At 74.8% G+C, this 17,521-nt stretch carries 14 protein-coding genes; 7 read left to right on the forward strand and 7 right to left on the reverse strand.

The genetic code is table 11. The features are described 5' to 3' along the window. Positions 1-105 precede the first annotated feature (105 nt). Positions 106-1,188, forward strand: a complete 1,083-nt coding sequence (locus AF335_RS15485; protein ID WP_102918971.1) for a LysR family transcriptional regulator — start codon at positions 106-108, stop codon at positions 1,186-1,188. On the opposite strand, the gene treY is transcribed toward AF335_RS15485, so the two are convergent. Both treY and glgX read right to left on the reverse strand, forming a co-directional pair. Then, positions 1,158-3,566: a malto-oligosyltrehalose synthase gene (gene treY / locus AF335_RS15490; protein WP_102918972.1), complete on the reverse strand. Its 2,409-nt coding sequence runs from the start codon at positions 3,564-3,566 to the stop codon at positions 1,158-1,160. The two genes, AF335_RS15485 and treY, sit on opposite strands and share 31 nt — an antisense overlap. A gap of 42 nt (positions 3,567-3,608) precedes the next feature. Next, positions 3,609-5,735 carry a glycogen debranching protein GlgX gene (gene glgX / locus AF335_RS15495; RefSeq protein WP_102918973.1) on the reverse strand — a complete coding sequence of 709 codons (2,127 nt, stop codon included), beginning with the start codon at positions 5,733-5,735 and terminating at the stop codon, positions 3,609-3,611. Positions 5,736-6,148: 413 nt separating this feature from the next. Between glgX and AF335_RS15500 the strand changes: the two genes are divergently transcribed. Together AF335_RS15500 and AF335_RS15505 are read left to right on the forward strand one after the other, a co-directional pair. Then, positions 6,149-7,399: an SAV2148 family HEPN domain-containing protein gene (locus AF335_RS15500; protein WP_102918974.1), complete on the forward strand. Its 1,251-nt coding sequence runs from the start codon at positions 6,149-6,151 to the stop codon at positions 7,397-7,399. 218 nt (positions 7,400-7,617) lie between these two features. Continuing rightward, entirely contained in the window at positions 7,618-8,331 is a 714-nt protein-coding gene (locus AF335_RS15505; protein WP_102918975.1) for a 3'-5' exonuclease, read from the forward strand. A gap of 254 nt (positions 8,332-8,585) precedes the next feature. Here the strand turns inward: AF335_RS15505 and AF335_RS15510 are convergent, their stop codons facing one another. After that, a complete protein-coding gene (locus tag AF335_RS15510) occupies positions 8,586-8,801 on the reverse strand; it encodes a DUF6243 family protein (RefSeq protein WP_102918976.1) in 216 nt (71 codons plus the stop codon). 376 nt (positions 8,802-9,177) lie between these two features. Here AF335_RS15510 and treZ point away from each other — a divergent pair, with 376 nt between their 5' ends. Both treZ and AF335_RS15525 read left to right on the forward strand, forming a co-directional pair. Next, entirely contained in the window at positions 9,178-10,923 is a 1,746-nt protein-coding gene (gene treZ, locus AF335_RS15520; protein ID WP_102919246.1) for a malto-oligosyltrehalose trehalohydrolase, read from the forward strand. A gap of 133 nt (positions 10,924-11,056) precedes the next feature. Further along, positions 11,057-11,353, forward strand: coding sequence for a hypothetical protein (locus AF335_RS15525; RefSeq protein WP_102918978.1), 297 nt, complete (start codon positions 11,057-11,059; stop codon positions 11,351-11,353). Positions 11,354-11,386: 33 nt separating this feature from the next. Here AF335_RS15525 and msrB read toward each other — a convergent pair whose 3' ends face one another. The 4 genes from msrB to AF335_RS15545 all read right to left on the reverse strand — a co-directional run bounded on the left by msrB (position 11,387) and on the right by AF335_RS15545 (position 15,443). After that, on the reverse strand, positions 11,387-11,794 hold the full coding sequence (gene msrB / locus AF335_RS15530; protein ID WP_102918979.1) for a peptide-methionine (R)-S-oxide reductase MsrB: 408 nt from the start codon (positions 11,792-11,794) through the stop codon (positions 11,387-11,389). Between the two features lie 32 nt (positions 11,795-11,826). Continuing rightward, complete coding sequence (murC, locus tag AF335_RS15535; protein ID WP_102918980.1) at positions 11,827-13,221, reverse strand: UDP-N-acetylmuramate--L-alanine ligase; 1,395 nt, start codon at positions 13,219-13,221, stop codon at positions 11,827-11,829. Between the two features lie 435 nt (positions 13,222-13,656). Beyond that, positions 13,657-14,286, reverse strand: a complete 630-nt coding sequence (locus AF335_RS15540; protein ID WP_102918981.1) for a response regulator — start codon at positions 14,284-14,286, stop codon at positions 13,657-13,659. Beyond that, positions 14,283-15,443, reverse strand: coding sequence for a sensor histidine kinase (locus tag AF335_RS15545; protein WP_228773041.1), 1,161 nt, complete (start codon positions 15,441-15,443; stop codon positions 14,283-14,285). The genes AF335_RS15540 and AF335_RS15545 overlap by 4 nt, the downstream gene beginning before the upstream one ends. A 274-nt stretch (positions 15,444-15,717) precedes the next feature. On the opposite strand from AF335_RS15545, the gene AF335_RS15550 reads away from it, so the two are divergent. Beyond that, a complete protein-coding gene (locus AF335_RS15550) occupies positions 15,718-16,782 on the forward strand; it encodes an ABC transporter permease (RefSeq protein ID WP_102918983.1) in 1,065 nt (354 codons plus the stop codon). Next, entirely contained in the window at positions 16,779-17,504 is a 726-nt protein-coding gene (locus tag AF335_RS15555; RefSeq protein ID WP_102918984.1) for an ABC transporter ATP-binding protein, read from the forward strand. The genes AF335_RS15550 and AF335_RS15555 overlap by 4 nt, the downstream gene beginning before the upstream one ends. Positions 17,505-17,521 lie beyond the last annotated feature (17 nt).

The raw sequence follows: 17,521 nt of genomic DNA on the forward strand, positions 1-17,521 counted from the left end.
CGCCGTCAGGGATTATGAGTCCAACGCAATGTTTCGATCGGGTCGATGATGGTTCTTCATGGCCCGCTCGTCGGCCCTCGTCGTCCGTCCCGGCAAGGAGAACACATGAGCCTGCGGCAGATGGAGTACCTCGTCGCGGTGGTCGAGGAGGAGTCCTTCACCCGCGCCGCCGAGACGCTGAACGTCACCCAGTCCGCGCTCTCCCACCAGATCAAGGCCCTGGAGCGGGAGGTCGGCGGCCCGCTGCTGGAGCGGCGCCCCCGGGGCATCGGCCTCACCCCCATGGGCCGCGCCTATCTGCCGCACGCCGAACTCGCGGTGCGCAGCGCCGAACAGGCCCGGCGCGCCGCCAAAGCCGCCGCGGGGGCGGCCGGCGGCGAGCTGCACATCGCCTCGCTGCACGCGCTCGCCGTGGGCGTCCTGCCCCCGGTCTTCGCCCGCTGGCGCGGCGCCCACCCGGCCGTCCGGCTCCACCTCCACGAGTACGCGACCACCGAGGAGCTGCGCGACCACATGGAGCGCGGCGTGGCCGACATCGCGGTCGGCCCCCGCCCCGAGGACTGGGCCGGTCCCGTCGTCTCCCTGGGCATGGAGGACATCGCCCTGATCACCCACGCCGGTGACCCCCTCGCCCGGACCGGCGGGCCCGTGTCGGTGGCCTCCCTCGCCGACCGGGCGTGGGTGCGCTGCGCGCTCGAACCGGTGGTCCAGGGGCGGCGCTGGCTGGACTGGGTCTGTGCCCGGGGCGGCTTCGCGCCCCGCACCGCCGTGTGGACCGAGCACTCCTCCACGGCCGTACGGATGGCCGTCTCCGGGCTGGGGCTGGTCGCCGCCCCCGTCCATATGGCCCGTGACGTGCCCGGCGCCGTCGTCCTCCCCGTCGACCCGCCCTGGCGGCGCGAGCAGACGGCCTTCTCGCGTGTCGAGCTCACCGGCACCACGGCCGCCTTCGTCGGCCTCTGCCAGGAGCTGGCCTTCCCGGAACCGACCGCTCGGGCCCGTACGAGCACACCGGAACCGACCGGTCGGGCCCACACCAGCGCACCGGAACCAACCGCTCAAGCCCACACCAGCGCCCCTGAACCAACCACTCAGACCCGTACGAGCAGCCCGGAGCCGGCCGCTCAGACCCGCACCACCACCCCGGAACCAACCACTCAGACCCGCACCAGCAACGCCACCGGATAGCCCTCCAGCAGCTCCGCCAGCGCCACCCGCCCCGCCACGGCACGGTCCGTCAGCAGCTCCCGCCAGCGGCCGCCGCCCGGCAGCTCCAGGGTCGTCCCCCGCCAGCCGCCCGCCTCCGCGAGCCGCCCGCGCAGCCGGGTCGCGACGGACACGGCGGCCCCGGACCGGACGAACGCCACGCAGTGCCCGGCGGCCGGACCGAGGGCGGTCAGCGGGTGGTACGAGCCGTCGGCGCCGAACCAGTCCGGGTGCGCCCGGCGCAGCCGCAGCGCGATCCCCGTCAGCCGCAGCTTCTCGGCGGACAGCCCGGTGGGCTCGGCGCCGGGGAAGTCCGGCACCCGCCGGTTGTCGGGGTCGACCAGGGCGGTGCGCAGCCGTTCGGTGCCCATGTACACCTCCGGCACCCCCGGCATGGTCAGGTGCAGCAGTGCCGCGCCCAGCGTGTTGGCCCGGACGGCCGGGGCCAGCTCCTCCTCCAGCGGTCCGAGCTCCACGTGTGCCGGGCCGCAGGGCCCCGCCGCCGCGTACGCCTCCACGGCCGCCTCGTACGCGGTGTCCGGCTCGGTCCACGTGGTGCGCAGCCCGGCCTCCCGGACGCTCTTCAGCAGGGCGGGGGCGAGCCGCTCCGGGTCGGGGGAACCGAGCCCGAAGACGCTCTGCCAGGCCAGCCACGCCACATGCGCGTCGGGCGCGGCCACCCCGGCCTCCCCACCGGATCCGCTCGTCACCTTGTCCATCAGCTCGCCCCACCGGTGCGGGAACTCGCTCAGGGCGGTGATCCGGGCCCGCAGGTCGGCGCTGCGCTTGGTGTCGTGCGTGGACAGGACCGTGCCGGTGGCCGGCCAGTCGCGCTGGATCCGGGCGCAGTAGGCGTGGAAGCCGTCGGGCGACACGGCGGGCCGGTCGGGGACGCCGCCGACCTCCGTGGCCGACAGCAGGGGCGCGTGCCGGTAGAAGGCGGTGTCCTCCACCGACTTGGCGCGCAGCGCGGACGCGGTCTGGGCGAACCGGGCGCAGAAGTCCCGGTGCTCCGGCCCGGTCCCCAGACGGCCCAGGGCGGCGTCCCGGACGGTTTCGACCACCGCGGCCTCCTCCGGCACGGCGAAGGCCGTCCGCGCCCCCTGCGCGGCCTGGTCCAGCAGCGCGGCGTCCACGGGGGCGACGGGCCGCCCCGGGATCGCGTAGGGCCGGTAGACGGGCAGCCGGACGAGGATCTCGCGCAGGGCGGTGCGCAGCGCCCAGGGGGCGTGGTCGCGCAGCGGTGGCGAGGTCTCGCAGATCCGGCCGGCGGTGCGCACCAGCCGCTCCACCTCGGCGGCGAGCTCATGGGTGATCACCTTGTACGCGGCGCGGCGCTGTGTGGCGGGCCAGTCGCCGCCCCGGTCGGGCGGCAGGCCGGTGAAGGCGCGGTAGCGGACGCCGAGCTCGGCGGCGCCCTCCGGGTCGACGAACAGGCCGTCGAGGTGGCGGAGGGCGTCATAGCCGGTCGTCCCGGCCACCGGCCAGCCGGCGGGCAGCCGCTCGTCCCCGCTGAGGATCTTCTCCACCACCGTCCAGCGGCCCCCGGCGGCCTCGGCGAGCCTGCGCAGATAGCCGGCCGGGTCGGCGAGCCCGTCGGGGTGGTCGACGCGCAGCCCGTCGAGCACGCCCTCGCGCAGCAGCTGGACCACCTTGGCGTGGGTGGCGTCGAAGACCTCGGGGTCCTCCACACGGACCGCGATCAGCTGGGAGACGGTGAAGAAGCGCCGGTAGTTCAGCTCCGTCCGGGCCAGCCGCCACCAGGCCGGCCGGTACCACTGGGCGTCCAGCAGCTCGGGCAGCGGCAGCCGCTCGGAGCCGGGCCGCAGCGGCAGGACGTGGTCGCGGTAGCGCAGGACGTCCTCGGCGCCGGCCCCGCCGCCCGGCGCGCGTTCCACCCGGAAGTGCGCCAGCTCCGCACCGAGCCGCCCGGCCAGCACCGGCAGCAGCACCTTCCCGCCGTGCTCCGACCAGTCGATGTCGAACCAGCGGGCGTACGGGGAGGCGGGTCCGTCGCGCAGCACCCGCCACAGCGGGGCGTTCAGCCGCACGGACGCCGGCAGGGCCATGTGGTTGGGGACGATGTCGAGGACGAGGCCGAGCCCGTGCGCCCGGGCGGTCCGGGCCAGGGCCCGCAGGCCCTCCTCGCCGCCCAGCTCCGCGCGCACGGCCGAGTGGTCGGTCACGTCGTAGCCGTGGCTGGAGCCCGGCACGGCCTCCAGCACGGGAGAGAGGTGCAGGTGCGACACGCCGAGGGCGGCGAGGTGGGGCACGGCCCGCTCGGCGGCCCGGAAGGGGAAGCCGGGCTGGAGCTGGAGCCGGTAGGTGGCGGTCGGCGGCGCGGCGGTGTCGGGGGTCATGGGAACGTACGTACCCACTACGGGCGCCGTTGTCGCGGCGGACTACGCCGGGCGCTGCAACACCGTCAGGCTGCGGTCCGTGAGCGTCAGCCGGTCGCCGGCCTGGACCTTGGGCCCGTCGGTCTCCACCCCGCGCGGGCGGGCGGTGTCCACCACGACCTGCCACTGCCGGCCGTGGTCCACGGGCACCACGAAGTCCAGCGGGGCGTCGTGCGCGTTGAACATCAGCAGGAACGAGTCGTCGACGATCGGCTCGCCGCGCGGGCCCGGCTCGGAGATCGCGCCGCCGTTGAGGAAGACCGTCAGGGACTTGGCGTGCGAGGCGTGCCAGTCGTGCTCGCGCATCTCGTCCCCCTCATGGGTGAACCACGCGATGTCCGAGAGCTCGTCGTGGGTGCCCTGCACCGGGCGGCCGTGGAAGAAGCGGCGGCGCCGGAAGACGGGGTGGTCCCGGCGGAGCCAGACCATGGCCCGGGTGAAGTCCAGCATCCGGCGCGCGCGGGCGGAGGAGCCGTCCGAGGGGTGCGGCCAGCGCACCCAGGAGATCTCGCTGTCCTGGCAATAGGCGTTGTTGTTGCCGAGCTGGGTGCGCGCGAACTCGTCGCCGTGGCTGAGCATCGGCACGCCCTGCGACAGCATCAGGGTGGCGGTGAAATTGCGCATCTGACGCTCCCGCAGGCCGAGCACGGCGGGGTCGTCGCTCTCGCCCTCCACCCCGCAGTTCCAGGAGCGGTTGTGGCTCTCGCCGTCGCGGTTCTGCTCGCCGTTGGCGTCGTTGCGCTTGTCGTTGTACGAGACGAGGTCGTGCAGGGTGAAGCCGTCGTGGCAGGTGACGAAGTTGATGGAGGCCAGGGGCCGCCGGCCGTCGCCCTGGTAGAGGTCGGAGGAGCCGGTCAGGCGGGAGCCGAACTCGGCCAGGGTCGCGGGCTCCCCACGCCACAGATCCCGGGACGTATCCCGAAATTTGCCGTTCCACTCGGCCCACAGGGGAGGGAAGTTCCCCACCTGATAGCCGCCCTCCCCGACGTCCCACGGCTCGGCGATCAGCTTCACCTGGCTGACGACCGGGTCCTGCTGCACCAGGTCGAAGAACGACGACAGCCGGTCCACCTCGTGGAACTGCCGGGCCAGCGTCGCCGCCAGATCGAACCGGAACCCGTCCACACGCATCTCGGTCACCCAGTAGCGCAGCGAGTCCATGATCAGCTGGAGGACGTGCGGGCTGCGCATCAGCAGGGAATTGCCGGTGCCCGTCGTGTCCGTGTAATAGCGCGGATCCTCCGCCAGCCGGTAGTACGAGGCGTTGTCCAGCCCCCGGAAGGAGAGCGTCGGCCCCAGATGGCTGCCCTCCGCCGTGTGGTTGTAGACCACATCCAGAATGACCTCGATGCCCGCCGCGTGCAGCGCCCGCACGGCCGACTTGAACTCCAGCACCTGCTGGCCGCGGTCGCCCCAGGAGGCGTAGGCGTTGTGCGGGGCGAAGAACCCGATGGTGTTGTAGCCCCAGTAGTTGGCCAGGCCCGCGTCCACCAGCCGGTGGTCGTGCACGAACTGATGGACCGGCATCAGCTCGATCGCCGTCACGCCCAGCTCGGTCAGGTGCTCGATGACCGCCGGGTGCGCCAGGGCCGCGTACGTCCCCCGGATCTCCTCCGGCAGCGCCGGGTGGCACATCGTCAGACCCTTCACATGGGCCTCGTAGATGACCGTACGGTGATAGTCCGTCCGCGGCGGCCGGTCGTCGCTCCAGTCGAAGTACGGATTGACCACCACCGACGTCATCATGTGCGGCGCCGAGTCCATGTCATTGCGCTTCTCCGGGCGCCCGAAGTGGTAGCCGTAGACCGCCTCGCCCCAGTCGACCTGCCCGCTCACCGCCCGCGCGTACGGATCGAGCAGCAGCTTGGCGGAGTTGCAGCGGTGCCCGCGCTCCGGCTCGTACGGGCCGTGCGCCCGGAAGCCGTACCGCTGACCGGGCATGACGCCCGGCAGATAGGCGTGCCGTACGAACGCGTCGCTCTCCCGGAGCTCCACCGCCGTCTCCGAGCCGTCGTCGTGCAGCAGGCACAGCTCGATCCGCTCGGCGGCCTCGGAGAAGACCGCGAAGTTGGTGCCGGCGCCGTCGTAGGTGGCGCCGAGGGGGTACGCCTGTCCCGGCCAGACCTGCATGAGTCGACTCTTCCCGTTCGTCGTAAGGGGATGCTCGGGACCGAACCGGCATCTTCCCCCAACCGAAGTCCTTGAGCCGCCCTTTCGGCAGATCTTCCCCAAAAGGAGCGCACCCACGGCTCCCTTCGGCTCGTCCGACCGGGTGACTGGCCCGTACCGGCCGCTGACCGGCCGGTTCCGCCCCACCCGGCACGGCCGCCCCTCCCCTCCGCCGACGGCCCGTCACCGGCCCGCCCGGGGAACCGTCGTGGACCTGCCGCTATGAAACGGCTCACTCCCGCCGCGCGGGCCCGGGACAACACCGACGAAGGACGGGAGAGTTGGTGGAGGACCCTTCGCGTCCGGGTGCAGGGGCCGCCGCCCGCACAGTAGTCTGCCTTGATCGTTGGACGGGGGCGGAAGGCGGTGCACTGGTGAGCTCGGGCGGGCTGGAGCTGCCCTCTGGAGACAGTTGTCCCGGGGGAGACGGTTCGGCCGACGCACCACCCGGCGCGGTCTCCGTGGCGCGGCCGATGGAGATCGGCGCGGCACTGGACTGGGACGCCGACGCGTGGGGAGAGGTACGCACCCGCGCGCGGCGGGCCGGGCGTGCCTACATCTGGCTGAATCTCGTCGAACAACGGCTGCGCGCCGTCGTCGCCGCCGTGCTGCGGCCGGTCTACGAACCGGTGCACGGCGAGGACGAATGGGTGGTCGCCGCGGCCGGCCCGGCCGGCCAGGAGTGGGTGCAGCGCGCCGTCGCGGTCCGGGAGGTCAGCCGCCGCAAGGGCTATCTCCTCGACCCGGCCGACGACAACGTCCTCAGCTTCCTGACCCTGCCGCAGCTCCGCGAGCTGCTCGTCCAGCACTGGCCGTGCTTCGAGCCGTACCTGGACGACCGGCGCGAGCTGGAGCTGGCGCTGGACGAGCTGGAGGTCACCCGCAACGTCGTCTCCCGCAACCGCGCGCTGTCCGAGACGGTCCTCGCGCAGGCCGAGCGCGCCTCGGCCCGGCTGCTGAACATCCTCGGCGGCGGCACCGGCGCCGGCGCGCCCTCGGCCGACCGGCTGCCCATCGACGCCGTCGAGGACCTCGTCGGCGACCGCTACGCCGATGTGGTGGGCGTCCACCCCGACCGGGTCCGTCTCCAGCGGCAGCTGCCCGTGGAGGACCTCTTCGGCAGCGCCCGCCGCCTCGACGCGGTGGGCATAGGTCTGAACCTCCTCGTCCAGAACTACTCGGGCCGGCGGCTCGTCCGCCTCGCCGAGTCCGGCTGCCGGGCCCGGCTGCTCTTCCTCAACCCCGCCAGCAGCGCCGTCCGCCGGCGCGAGCGGGAACTGGGGATCAAGAAGGGCGAGATGAGCCGGTCCGTCGAGATGAACATCATGCACATGCGGCGGGTGCGGGACCGGCTGCGGGACACCGCGGCCTTCGAGATCCGGGTCTTCGACGAGACACCGCGCTTCACCGCCTACCTCGTCAACGGCGACGGCTCGGACGGCCTGGCCGTCGTCCAGTCCTACCTGCGCAAGGCCCGGGGCATGGAGGCGCCGGTGCTGGTGCTCCGCGGCGGCGGCAACGTCCTGCGGGACAACCGGAACCCCGACGACGGCACGCACGGCCTCTTCGAGACCTACCGCGAGGAGTTCGAGAGCGTGTGGGCGGACTCGCGGCCGGTCTCCTGAGGGCCTTTCCGGGGGCCCGCTCGGGACCCCCGGGGCGGCCGTTACGGGCCTCCCGGGGCGGTCGCTACGGAACTCCCGTGGCAGCCGGTACGGACTCCCGTGGCGGCCGGTACGGGACTCCCGTGGCGGCCGGTGCCCCTGACAGGTCGTGGGGCGTTGTCAGTGGGGCGTGCGACGCTGGGGACCAGTCGGGGGAAGCACCACGAAGGGGGAGCGCCATGGGGTGGCATCAGGGGCCGCTGATCGGATTCGATCTGGAGACGACGGGCACGGACCCCACCGAGGCGCGCATCGTCACGGCCGCCGTCGTCGAGACCAAGGCCGGCGAGGTCGTCGGCCGCCGGGAGTGGCTGGCCGATCCGGGCGTTCCCGTCCCGGCCGAGGCCGCCGCCGTCCACGGCGTCACGACCGAGCGCGCGGCGCTCGGCAGACCGGCCCGCGAGGTGGTCGAGGAGATAGCGGCCACCCTCGCCGCCCACTGGGCCACGGGCGCGCCCGTCGTCGCGTACAACGCCTGCTTCGACCTGTCGCTGCTGGCGGCGGAGCTGCGGCGGTACGGCCTGCCGTCCCTGCGGGAGCGGCTGGCGGAGTCCGGCGCGCCGCCCGGCGAGACGGGCCCGGTCGTCGACCCGTACACGATCGACCGCGCCGTCGACCGCTACCGCAAGGGCAAGCGCACCCTGGAGGCGGTCTGCGGGGTGTACGGCGTGGCCCTGGACGACGCCCACGAGGCGGGCGCGGACGCGCTCGCGGCGGTCCGGGTGGCCCTGGCGATCGCCTCGCGGTATCCCGAGACGGCGCGGCGGGAGCTGGGTGAGCTGCACCGGGATCAGGAGCGGTGGTACGGGGAGTGGGCGGCGTCGTTCCAGGAATGGTTGCGGCGCAAGGGGGACGCGGGGGCGGTGATCGATCCTCGGTGGCCGTTGCGGTAGGGGGTGTGCGGGCGGGCGGGTACGGCGGGGTGCCGCCGCGCGAGCTTGTTCCCCGGCCCCGCCCCTTCCCTCCCCCGGCTACCTCTGAGGGTGCCCCCAGAGGTGCCCCCAGCCGATGTGCGGCTCCGCCGCGTGGGCGACGACCGCGCTCGGGCGGGCCGCCGACGCAGAGCCCCGATGCGGCGGCAGGGCCCGGACCGCGCGTCGCGGTCCGGGCCCTGCCCCGTGCGGTGCCGCCCCGCGGCGGCGGCGCGTCAGCTCTGCGCGGTGTCGTCGCCCGCCTGCCCGGCGCCCTTGGCCACGCCTGCCTTCTCGCGCATCTTGCGCACCAGCTCCGCCTTCTGGGCGGCGGCGCCCTGGCGGTCGAGGTTGCGGTGCGGACCGTTGTTCTGCCGTTCGGCGCGGGACAGCTTCTTGCGCTGGCCGCCGCCCTGGCCCACGGGGTTGTTGATGTTCTTGCTGTCGGTCACGGGTTCTCCCGGTAATAAATGCGAAGTGATCTAAGGATTCATCGGTGGGGGACGGGCGGCGACGTCGAAGGACGTCAGCGGGGGCCCATCACGCTCTCACTCGTAAATCGGCGTCTGGAAGAACATGACAAAGACGTTACCCGGTCCCGTCGGCCCCGCACACCAGCCTTTTCGCCGCCCGGCGGCGGCCGGGCCTTCGGCGAGCGCCAGGGGTCGGCCGTTCCCTTCCGGGAATCCCGGTACCACCGCCCGCCGGTGGTCGCCGCGGAACTGCCGGTCCGGAGCGTCGGGGAAGGGGCGGGGTGGGGCGGGGTGGGGAAAAGCCCCGCGCAGCGGCACCATGGGCACCGTCGCCGCCGTCGAGAGGAGCCGAGCCGTGCTGTTCGAGGTGTGGGCGCCGGAAGCCCGGCGAGTCGCGCTGACCCTGGACGACCGCGAGCGCGCCATGACGCGGGACCCGGCCCGCACGGGCTGGTGGCGGTGCGCGGCCGACGCGACGGAGGGCGCCCGCTACGGCTTCTCCCTGGACGGCGGCCCCGTGCTGCCGGACCCCCGCTCGCGCCGCCTGCCGGACGGGCCGGACGGGCTGTCCGCCGTCGTCGACCCGGACCGCTTCCCCTGGCGGGTGAACTGGCCCGGTGCCCCGCTGCCGGGCGCGGTCCTGTACGAGCTGCACATCGGCACGTTCACCCGCGAGGGCACCTTCGACGCCGCGGCCGCCCGGCTGCCGCACCTCGCGGAGCTGGGGGTCACCCATGTGGAGCTGATGCCGGTGTGCCCGTTCCCGGGCACGCACGGCTGGGGCTACGACGGGGTGGCGCCGTGGGCCGTCCACGAGCCGTACGGCGGCCCGGCGGGGCTGGCCCGGTTCGTGGACGCGGCGCACGCGGCGGGGCTGGGCGTGGTCCTCGACGTGGTGCACAACCACCTCGGCCCGTCCGGCAACCACCTGCCCGCGTTCGGCCCGTACTTCACGGACACCCACCACACCCCGTGGGGGGCCGCGGTCAATCTGGACGCGCCGGGCTCGGACGAGGTCCGGGCGTATCTGACCGGCAGCGCCCTGGCCTGGCTGCGGGACTACCGCCTCGACGGGCTGCGCCTGGACGCGGTGCACGCGCTGGCCGACACGCGGCCGAAGCACTTCCTGGCCGAGCTGTCGGGGGCCGTCGACGCGCTGGCCGCACGGCTGGGCCGGCCGCTGTTCCTCGTCGCCGAGTCCGACCTCGGCGACCCGGCGACGACGGCGCCGCGCGAGTCCGGCGGCCAGGGCCTGCACGCCCAGTGGAACGACGACTTCCACCATGCCCTGCACACCGCGCTGACGGGCGAGTCCCAGGGCTACTACGCCGACTTCGCCGCCGATCCCGCGCACGCCCTGGCCAAGACCCTGACGGGGGGCTTCTTCCACGACGGCGGCCCGTCCTCCTTCCGGGGCCGCCGCCACGGCCGGCCGCTGGACCCGGCCTCCCCCGCGCACCGTCTGCTCGGCTACGCCCAGACCCACGACCAGATCGGCAACCGCGCGACCGGGGACCGGCTGCCGGCCCGCCTCTCCCCCGGTCTGCTGGCCTGCGCCGCCGCGCTCGTCCTGTGCGGGCCGTTCACGCCCATGCTGTTCATGGGCGAGGAGTGGGGCGCCGGCACTCCCTGGCAGTACTTCACCGACCACCCGGACCCCGCGCTGGCCGAGGCCGTACGGACCGGGCGGCGCCGGGAGTTCGCGGCGCACGGGTGGGCCGCCGAGGACGTACCCGACCCGCAGGACCCCGCCACCCGGGCGCGCTCCTGCCTGGACTGGACGGAACCGGAGCGGGAGCCGCACCGCGCGCTCCTGGACTGGCACCGGACGCTGATCGCGCTGCGCCGCGCCACACCGGAACTCACGGCGGGCCCGCTCTCGGACACGGCCGTGACCGTCACCGGGGACCTGGTGACCGTGGTGCGCCGGGGCGGTCTGTGCGTCGCCGTCAACCCGACGGGCGGCCCGGTCACGGTCCCGCTCGGCGGCCCCGCGCCCGAGGTGCTGGCGGCCTGGCGCCCGGTGGAGCTGTCCGGCGCGGACGGCGCGCGGTCGCTGCGGCTCCCGGCGGAGTCGGCGGCCGTGCTGCGCGGCGGCTGAGCCCGGCCCCGGACGGCCCGCGTTGCGGCCGGAAACCGTCCGCGGGACCCTGGAGAAGGGCGTATCCGCGCCTGAGTGTGCGCGGAGCCGGAGCGCCGGGTGCGGTGCGTCGCACCAGAGGGAGTGAGACGCCATGCGCACTCTGCTCAGAGCCCGGATGGACACCCGCGCGGGCAACGAGGCGATCAAGAACGGGTCGATGCCCGGGATCGTCCAGGCGCTGATGGACCAGCTCAAGCCCGAGGCCGCCTACTTCACCGCCCTGGACGGCGGGCGCACCTGCCTCATGGTCTTCGACCTGGAGGACCCCTCGCAGATGCCCGCCGTCGCGGAGAAGCTCTTCATGGACATGGAGGCCGAGGTCGAGATGCACCCGGTGATGAACTACGACGACCTGAAGAAGGGCCTGGGCGCCCTGTCCAGGGGCTGACCCCGGCCCGTGGCGGGCCCGGGCGCCCGGGGATCAGCCTTCCGCGGGCTCCAGGCGCAGGGAGATGGAGTTGATGCAGTAGCGCTGGTCGGTGGGCGTGGGGTAGCCCTCGCCCTCGAAGACGTGCCCGAGGTGGGAGCCGCAGCGGGCGCAGCGGACCTCGGTGCGGACCATGCCGTGCGAGTGGTCGTCGATGAGCTCGACGGCCGTGGAGTCCTTCGGGTCGTAGAAGCTGGGCCAGCCGCAGTGGCTCGCGAACTTCTCCGTGGAGCGGAACAGCTCCGCGCCGCAGGCGCGGCAGGAGTAGACGCCGGCGGTCTTCGTGTCGGTGTACTCACCGCGGAAGGCCGGCTCGGTGCCGGCCCTGCGGAGCACCTGGTACTCCGCAGGGGTCAGCTCGGCGCGCCACTGCTCGTCCGTCTTCTCGACCTCGTACGACATGTCGCGCGCCCCTTACGTTCGTCCTGCCGGTGTCAGCTCTCCAGGCGGGCCAGGATCTTCGGACCGAGGTCCGTGACGTCACCCGCGCCCATCGTCAGAACGAGATCACCCGGGCGGGTCATTCCCGCGATGACGTCCGGGATCGCCGCCATGTCGTGCTCGCTGCGCACGTCCGCGCCCGCCGTCCGCGCGGCGTCGATGATCAGCTCGCTGGTGATGCCGGGGACCGGGTCCTCGCGGGCCGGGTAGATGTCCAGGACCACGGAGGCGTCGGCCAGCGCGAGGGCCCGGCCCATCTCGGTGCCCAGCTCCTGGGTGCGGCTGAAGAGGTGCGGCTGGAAGACGACGAGGATGCGCGAGCCTGCGGCGGCGCCCCGGATGGCCTCCAGGTCGGCGGTCATCTCGGTGGGGTGGTGCGCGTAGGAGTCGATGACCTGCACGCCGTTCGCCTCGCCCTTGAGCTGGAGGCGGCGCTTGACGCCGGTGTACTTGCCGAGCGCCGAGGCGAGGTTGTGCGCGGGGATGCCGAGCGCGACGCCCGCGGCGAGGGCGGCCACGGCGTTGTGCGCGTAGTGGCTGCCGGGCACGGAGACGGTGAAGGTCAGCATCTTGCCATTGAGCAGGACGGTGACCTCGCTGGTCAGGCCGCGCGGGTTGACCTTGAGGACGCGGACGTCGGCGTCCTCGGCCGAGCCGTAGGTGACGACCTCGATGTCGTAGCGGCCGGCGATCCGCTCGGTCAGCTCGCGGGCGCCCGCCTGGTCGGCGGAGACGACCAGCGTGCCGCCGGGGCGGATCCGGCCGACGAAGGTGTCGAACGACTCGTAGATCTCGTCCATCGACGCGTAGTTCGCGTGGTGGTCCAGCTCCACGTTGAGGATGATCGCGACCTCGGGCGCGTACTTGTGGAAGCTGCGGTCGCTCTCGTCCGCCTCCGCCACGAAGATCTCGCCGCTGCCGTGCAGGGCGTTGGACCCGGGCGCGTCGAGGTCGCCGCCGATGGCGTACGAGGGCGCGAGGCCGAGGGCGTCGAGGGAGACCGCGAGCATGGAGGTCGTGGTCGTCTTGCCGTGGGTGCCGGCGACGGCGATCGGGCGCAGGCCGTCCATCAGGCGGGCGAGGGCGTCCGAGCGGTGCACGACGGGGATGCCGCGCTCGGCGGCGGCCGCGAGCTCGGGGTTGTCGGCGCGGATGGCGCTGGAGACGACGACGCAGGTGGCGTCCTCGGCCAGGTGCCCGGCGGCGTGGCCGATGTGGACGGTGGCGCCGAGGGCGCGCAGGGCCTCGGCGGTCGCGGATTCCTTGGCGTCGCTGCCGGCGACGGCCGCGCCGCGCTGCGCGAGGATCTTCGCGATGCCCGACATGCCGGCGCCGCCGATGCCGATGAAGTGCGGTCGGTCCATCGTCGTGGGGACGGCCGGTGCCATGTGCGGTGCTCCCTGGGGTCGGCAAAGGTGGATACCTGGTGGATACCTATCAGCGCCACCGATTGTTGCACCCGCTGTCGGCGGCCTGATCCACGGGCGCCCGGTATTTCCCTGTATGGGCGTTTCGGGTCCGGCGTGCGGGACCGGCCGGCAGCCGTCGGAGTGAACCGTCCGGCGGTCGGCAGGCGCGGGACGGCGCCGGCGGGCCCCGGGCGAAGCCCCGCCACACGGCGGGGAGGGGCGGACGGGGACGCGCCCCCGCGCCCCTCCCTTTGGGGCAGATCAACCAGGCGGCGGGCGTCGGCCGGCGTGAGCCGGACCTCGGCCCGCCCGGACCGGCTCCGTCCGCGCCCGGGCGGTCACCCGTCCCCGGGCCCCGCGGAGACCCGGGCCCTGCGGAGACCCGGGCCCCACGGAGACTCCGGCCCCGCCGCCTCACACCGCCCGGATCAGCCCCGCCGCCAGCCCCGCCGCGATGGCCGCCGTGCGGCTGTCGACGCCGAGCTTGCCGTAGATGTGCACGAGGTGGGTCTTCACGGTCGCCTCGCTGATGAACAGGCGGCGGGAGATCTGCTTGTTCGCCAGGCCCTCGGCGAGCAGGCCCAGGATCTCGGCCTCGCGGGGCGACAGCGTCGGGCGGCCGGCCCGTACCCGGCCCAGCAGGCGGGCGGCGACGGGCGGGGCCAGGACCGTCTCGCCGCGGGCCGCCGCCTGGACGGCCGTGGCGACGTCCTCGGGCGGGGCGTCCTTCAGCAGATACCCCGTGGCACCGGCCTCGACCGCGGCGAGGATGTCGGCGTCGGTGCTGTACGTGGTGAGGATCAGCACGGCGGGCGGGTCCGGCAGGGCGGTGATCCGGCGGGTGGCCTCGACGCCGTGCATGCCGGTGCCCATCTGGAGGTCCATCAGGACCACGTCGGGCCGTGCGCCGTCCTGGAGGAGGCGCAGCGCCTCGGCGCCGTCGGCCGCCTCGCCGACCGCCTCGACGTCGGGCAGGTCGTCGACCATGGCGCGCAGCCCGCGCCGGACGACGGGGTGGTCGTCGACGAGCAGGACCCGGATCACGCGGCCTCCAGGGCGCCGGGCTCCGTGGCGGCGGGTCCCGCCGGGGCCGCGGGCCGTACGGGCACGGCGGCGGCGACCGCGGTGCCCTCGCCGGGGGCGGACTCGACGGTCAGGGTGCCGCCCAGCTCGGCGATGCGCTCGCGCATGCCGTGCAGGCCGAACGTGCGGCGGCCGTCGGCGGGACCCCGGCCCGGGGTGAAGCCGACGCCGTCGTCGTAGATGTCGAGGGTGACCTCTCCGTCGAGGTAGGAGAGGGTCACGGCGGCGTGTTCGGCACGGGCGTGGCGGGTGACGTTGGCGAGCGCCTCCTGGGTGAGGCGGAGCAGGGCCACCTCGGTCTCGACGGGCAGGGCGCGGGGCTCGCCGTCGAGGCGGAAGGCGGCCGTGGGGGCGGTCCGGGCGGTGACCCGGCGCAGCGCCTCGGGCAGCGGGGTGTCCTCCAGGGCGGGCGGGGTGAGGGCCCGGACGAAGCGGCGGGCCTCGGCGAGGTTGTCGGCGGCGGTCCGGCCGACCTCGCGCACATGGGCGCGGGACGTCGCGGGGTCGGCGGTCTCGGCGGCGCGGGCGAGCAGGACGATGCTGGAGAGGCCCTGGGCGAGGGTGTCGTGGATCTCGCGGGCGAGCCGCTGCCGTTCGGCGAGCCGGCCGGCCTCCCGCTGGGCGGCGGCGAGCTCGTCCCGGGTGCGGACGAGGTCGTCGATGAGGCCCTGGCGGCGGGCGCTCTCGCGGTAGAGGGCGGCGTAGCCGTAGGCGGTCAGGACGGCGACGAGGGCCCCGGCGACCGGGCCGATGACCTTGGCGGCGGTGAGCCCGCCGGGCGCGGCGGCCTGGGCGGCCACGACGGCGGCGGTGCTGGCGGCGACGGCGGGCAGCGACCAGCGCACCGGCATGGCGCGCAGGAAGTGGAAGAACAGCGGGAAGGCGACGTAGCTGAAGCCGTGGTCCAGGGCGAGGAGCGCGAGCCACAGCGCGGTGACGACGGCCAGCCACGGGCCGGGGCGGGCGGCGCGGCGCACGACGCCCGCGCCGTAGGCGGCGGCGAGCAGCAGGCCGAGCGCCGGGACGGCCGGGGGCTCCGTCCCGAGCAGGGAGGGGCCGAGGGCGACGGCGAGCAGGGCGTAGAACGCTCCGTGCAGGGCGAGGCCGACCAGCCGCAGCGACGGCGCCTCGGCGGCGCGGCGCCACGGGCGGGAGCGCGCGGGGAGACCGCGCGCGCGGGAGCGCGGTGCCGTCGCGTGGGGAGCGGGGGTCGGGGTCACCCCATCGAGCGTACGGCTCCGCGGCGGCGGGCCCCTCCGGACGACCCTCAACCGTTCGATTGATTTTCGGGTGCGTCGTACGGACGGGGTACGGACCAGTCCTTGCCCTGATGGCGGGGCGGCCCGTGCGCGGGACCGTGGAGGGGTCCTGATCAGAACCCGGGAGGGGTCCTTGTTCGTCGCGCTCCGTGACATCCGTTTCGCCCGGGGGCGGTTCACCCTCATGGCCACGGTCGTCGCGCTCATCACCACCCTGGTCGTCTTCCTCTACGGGCTGACGGGCGGGCTGGCCCGCGAGGCCACGTCGGCCGTCGCGCACCTGCCCGCCGACCGCGTGGTCTTCGGCGCGCCCGCCGGGGCCGAGCCGGAGGTGTCCTTCTCGAACAGCACCCTCGACGACGGGCAGGTGCGGGCCTGGCGCTCGGCGCCCGGGGTCCGCCGGGCCGAGCCGCTGGGCGTGGCCATGACGCGGCTGACGGCGCACGGCAAGGCGGAGTCGGTGAGCGCGTTCGGCACGTCCGGGCGGCTGCGGCCGACGCTCGTGACGGGTGCGGCGCCCGGGGACGGCGGCCTGGCGGTGGGCGAGCGGGTCGCCCGCGAGGCCGGGCTCCGGGTGGGCGACCGGGTCACCCTCGGCGCCGAGGAGCTGACCGTCTCGGGGATCACCGCCGACCGGAGCCACGGGCACGCGCCGAGCGTATGGACGACGCTCGCCGCCTGGCAGCGCGTCGCCCACCAGGCCGGGCCGACCGCGCTCGCGGTCACCGGCTCCGGCGGCCCTTCGGGGGACGCCGCGCGGACGACGACGGCGGTGCCGGTCGCGGAGGCCCTCGACGGCATCGACGGTTACGCCGCCGAGCACGGCACGCTCCAGCTCGTCCAGGGCTTCCTGTTCGTGGTGAGCGCGCTGGTGGTGGGCGCCTTCTTCACGGTGTGGACCGTGCAGCGGCGCCCGGAGGTGGCGGTGCTCAAGGCGGTGGGCGCGAGCAGCGGCTATCTGGTCCGGGACGCGCTCGGGCAGGCCGCGGTGGTCCTGGTCGCCGGGGCGGGGCCGGGCGCCGCGGCGGGCGCGGCCGGTGGGGCGCTCGCCTCGGCGGCGGTCCCGTTCGAGCTGGGGGCGGCGACGGTGGCCGTACCCGTGGCGGCGATGGTGCTGCTGGGGCTGGCCGGGTCGGCCCTCGCCGTACGCCGCATCACGTCCGTGGACCCGCTGACCGCGTTGGGAGCCAACCGATGACCGCGACCGTGCCCACCCCTCGGGAGCCGCTGCCCGGCACCGCCGCGCCCGCCCTGAGCTTGGAGGGCGTGACGCTCACCTATCCGGACGGCGACCGCCGGCTGACCGCCCTGGACGCCGTCTCCCTGGACGTCGCCCCCGGCGAGCTGGTGGCCGTCGCCGGGCCGTCCGGCTCGGGGAAGTCGAGCCTCCTCGCGGTCGCGGCGACCCTGCTGCGCCCCGACTCGGGCCGGGTCGCCGTCGGTGGGCGGGACACGGCGCGGATGAGCGACGGGGACCGTACGGCGCTGCGCCGCGAGCGGATCGGCATCGTCTTCCAGCAGGCGAACCTGCTGCCGTCGCTGACGGCCGAGGAGCAGCTGCTGGCGGTCACGCACCTGCGGGGCGGCCGGGTGCGGGAGGCCCGGGGCCGGGCGGCCGGGCTGCTGGAGTCGGTGGGCCTGGACGCGGCGAAGCGGCGCCGCCGCCCGCACCGGTTGTCCGGTGGCGAGCGGCAGCGCGTGAACATCGCCCGCGCGCTGTTCGGCGGTCCGTCCGTCCTGCTGGTGGACGAGCCGACCTCGGCGCTGGATCACGAGCGCGGTGAGCGGGTGGTGGAGCTGCTGGCGGAGGTGACGCGCCGGCACCGCACCGCGACGGTGCTGGTCACGCACGACCGGGCGCTGCTCGGCCGGGCCGACCGGGTACTGGTGATGCGGGACGGCCGGCTGACGGAAGGCTGACCACCGCCCGCCCGCGT

The sequence above is a fragment of the Streptomyces eurocidicus genome (genome assembly GCF_002891295.1).
Lineage (GTDB): Bacteria > Actinomycetota > Actinomycetes > Streptomycetales > Streptomycetaceae > Streptomyces > Streptomyces eurocidicus.

What these genes read in the sequence shown, in the direction of transcription:
- glgX (WP_102918973.1), bottom strand. Translation starts at nt 5,735, where the DNA reads ATGCAGGTCTGGCCGGGACAGGCGTACCCCCTCGGCGCCACCTACGAC.
- AF335_RS15485 (WP_102918971.1), top strand. Translation starts at nt 106, where the DNA reads ATGAGCCTGCGGCAGATGGAGTACCTCGTCGCGGTGGTCGAGGAGGAG.
- msrB (WP_102918979.1), bottom strand. Translation starts at nt 11,794, where the DNA reads ATGTCGTACGAGGTCGAGAAGACGGACGAGCAGTGGCGCGCCGAGCTG.
- treY (WP_102918972.1), bottom strand. Translation starts at nt 3,566, where the DNA reads ATGACCCCCGACACCGCCGCGCCGCCGACCGCCACCTACCGGCTCCAG.
- AF335_RS15505 (WP_102918975.1), top strand. Translation starts at nt 7,618, where the DNA reads ATGGGGTGGCATCAGGGGCCGCTGATCGGATTCGATCTGGAGACGACG.
- AF335_RS15525 (WP_102918978.1), top strand. Translation starts at nt 11,057, where the DNA reads ATGCGCACTCTGCTCAGAGCCCGGATGGACACCCGCGCGGGCAACGAG.
- AF335_RS15555 (WP_102918984.1), top strand. Translation starts at nt 16,779, where the DNA reads ATGACCGCGACCGTGCCCACCCCTCGGGAGCCGCTGCCCGGCACCGCC.
- murC (WP_102918980.1), bottom strand. Translation starts at nt 13,221, where the DNA reads ATGGCACCGGCCGTCCCCACGACGATGGACCGACCGCACTTCATCGGC.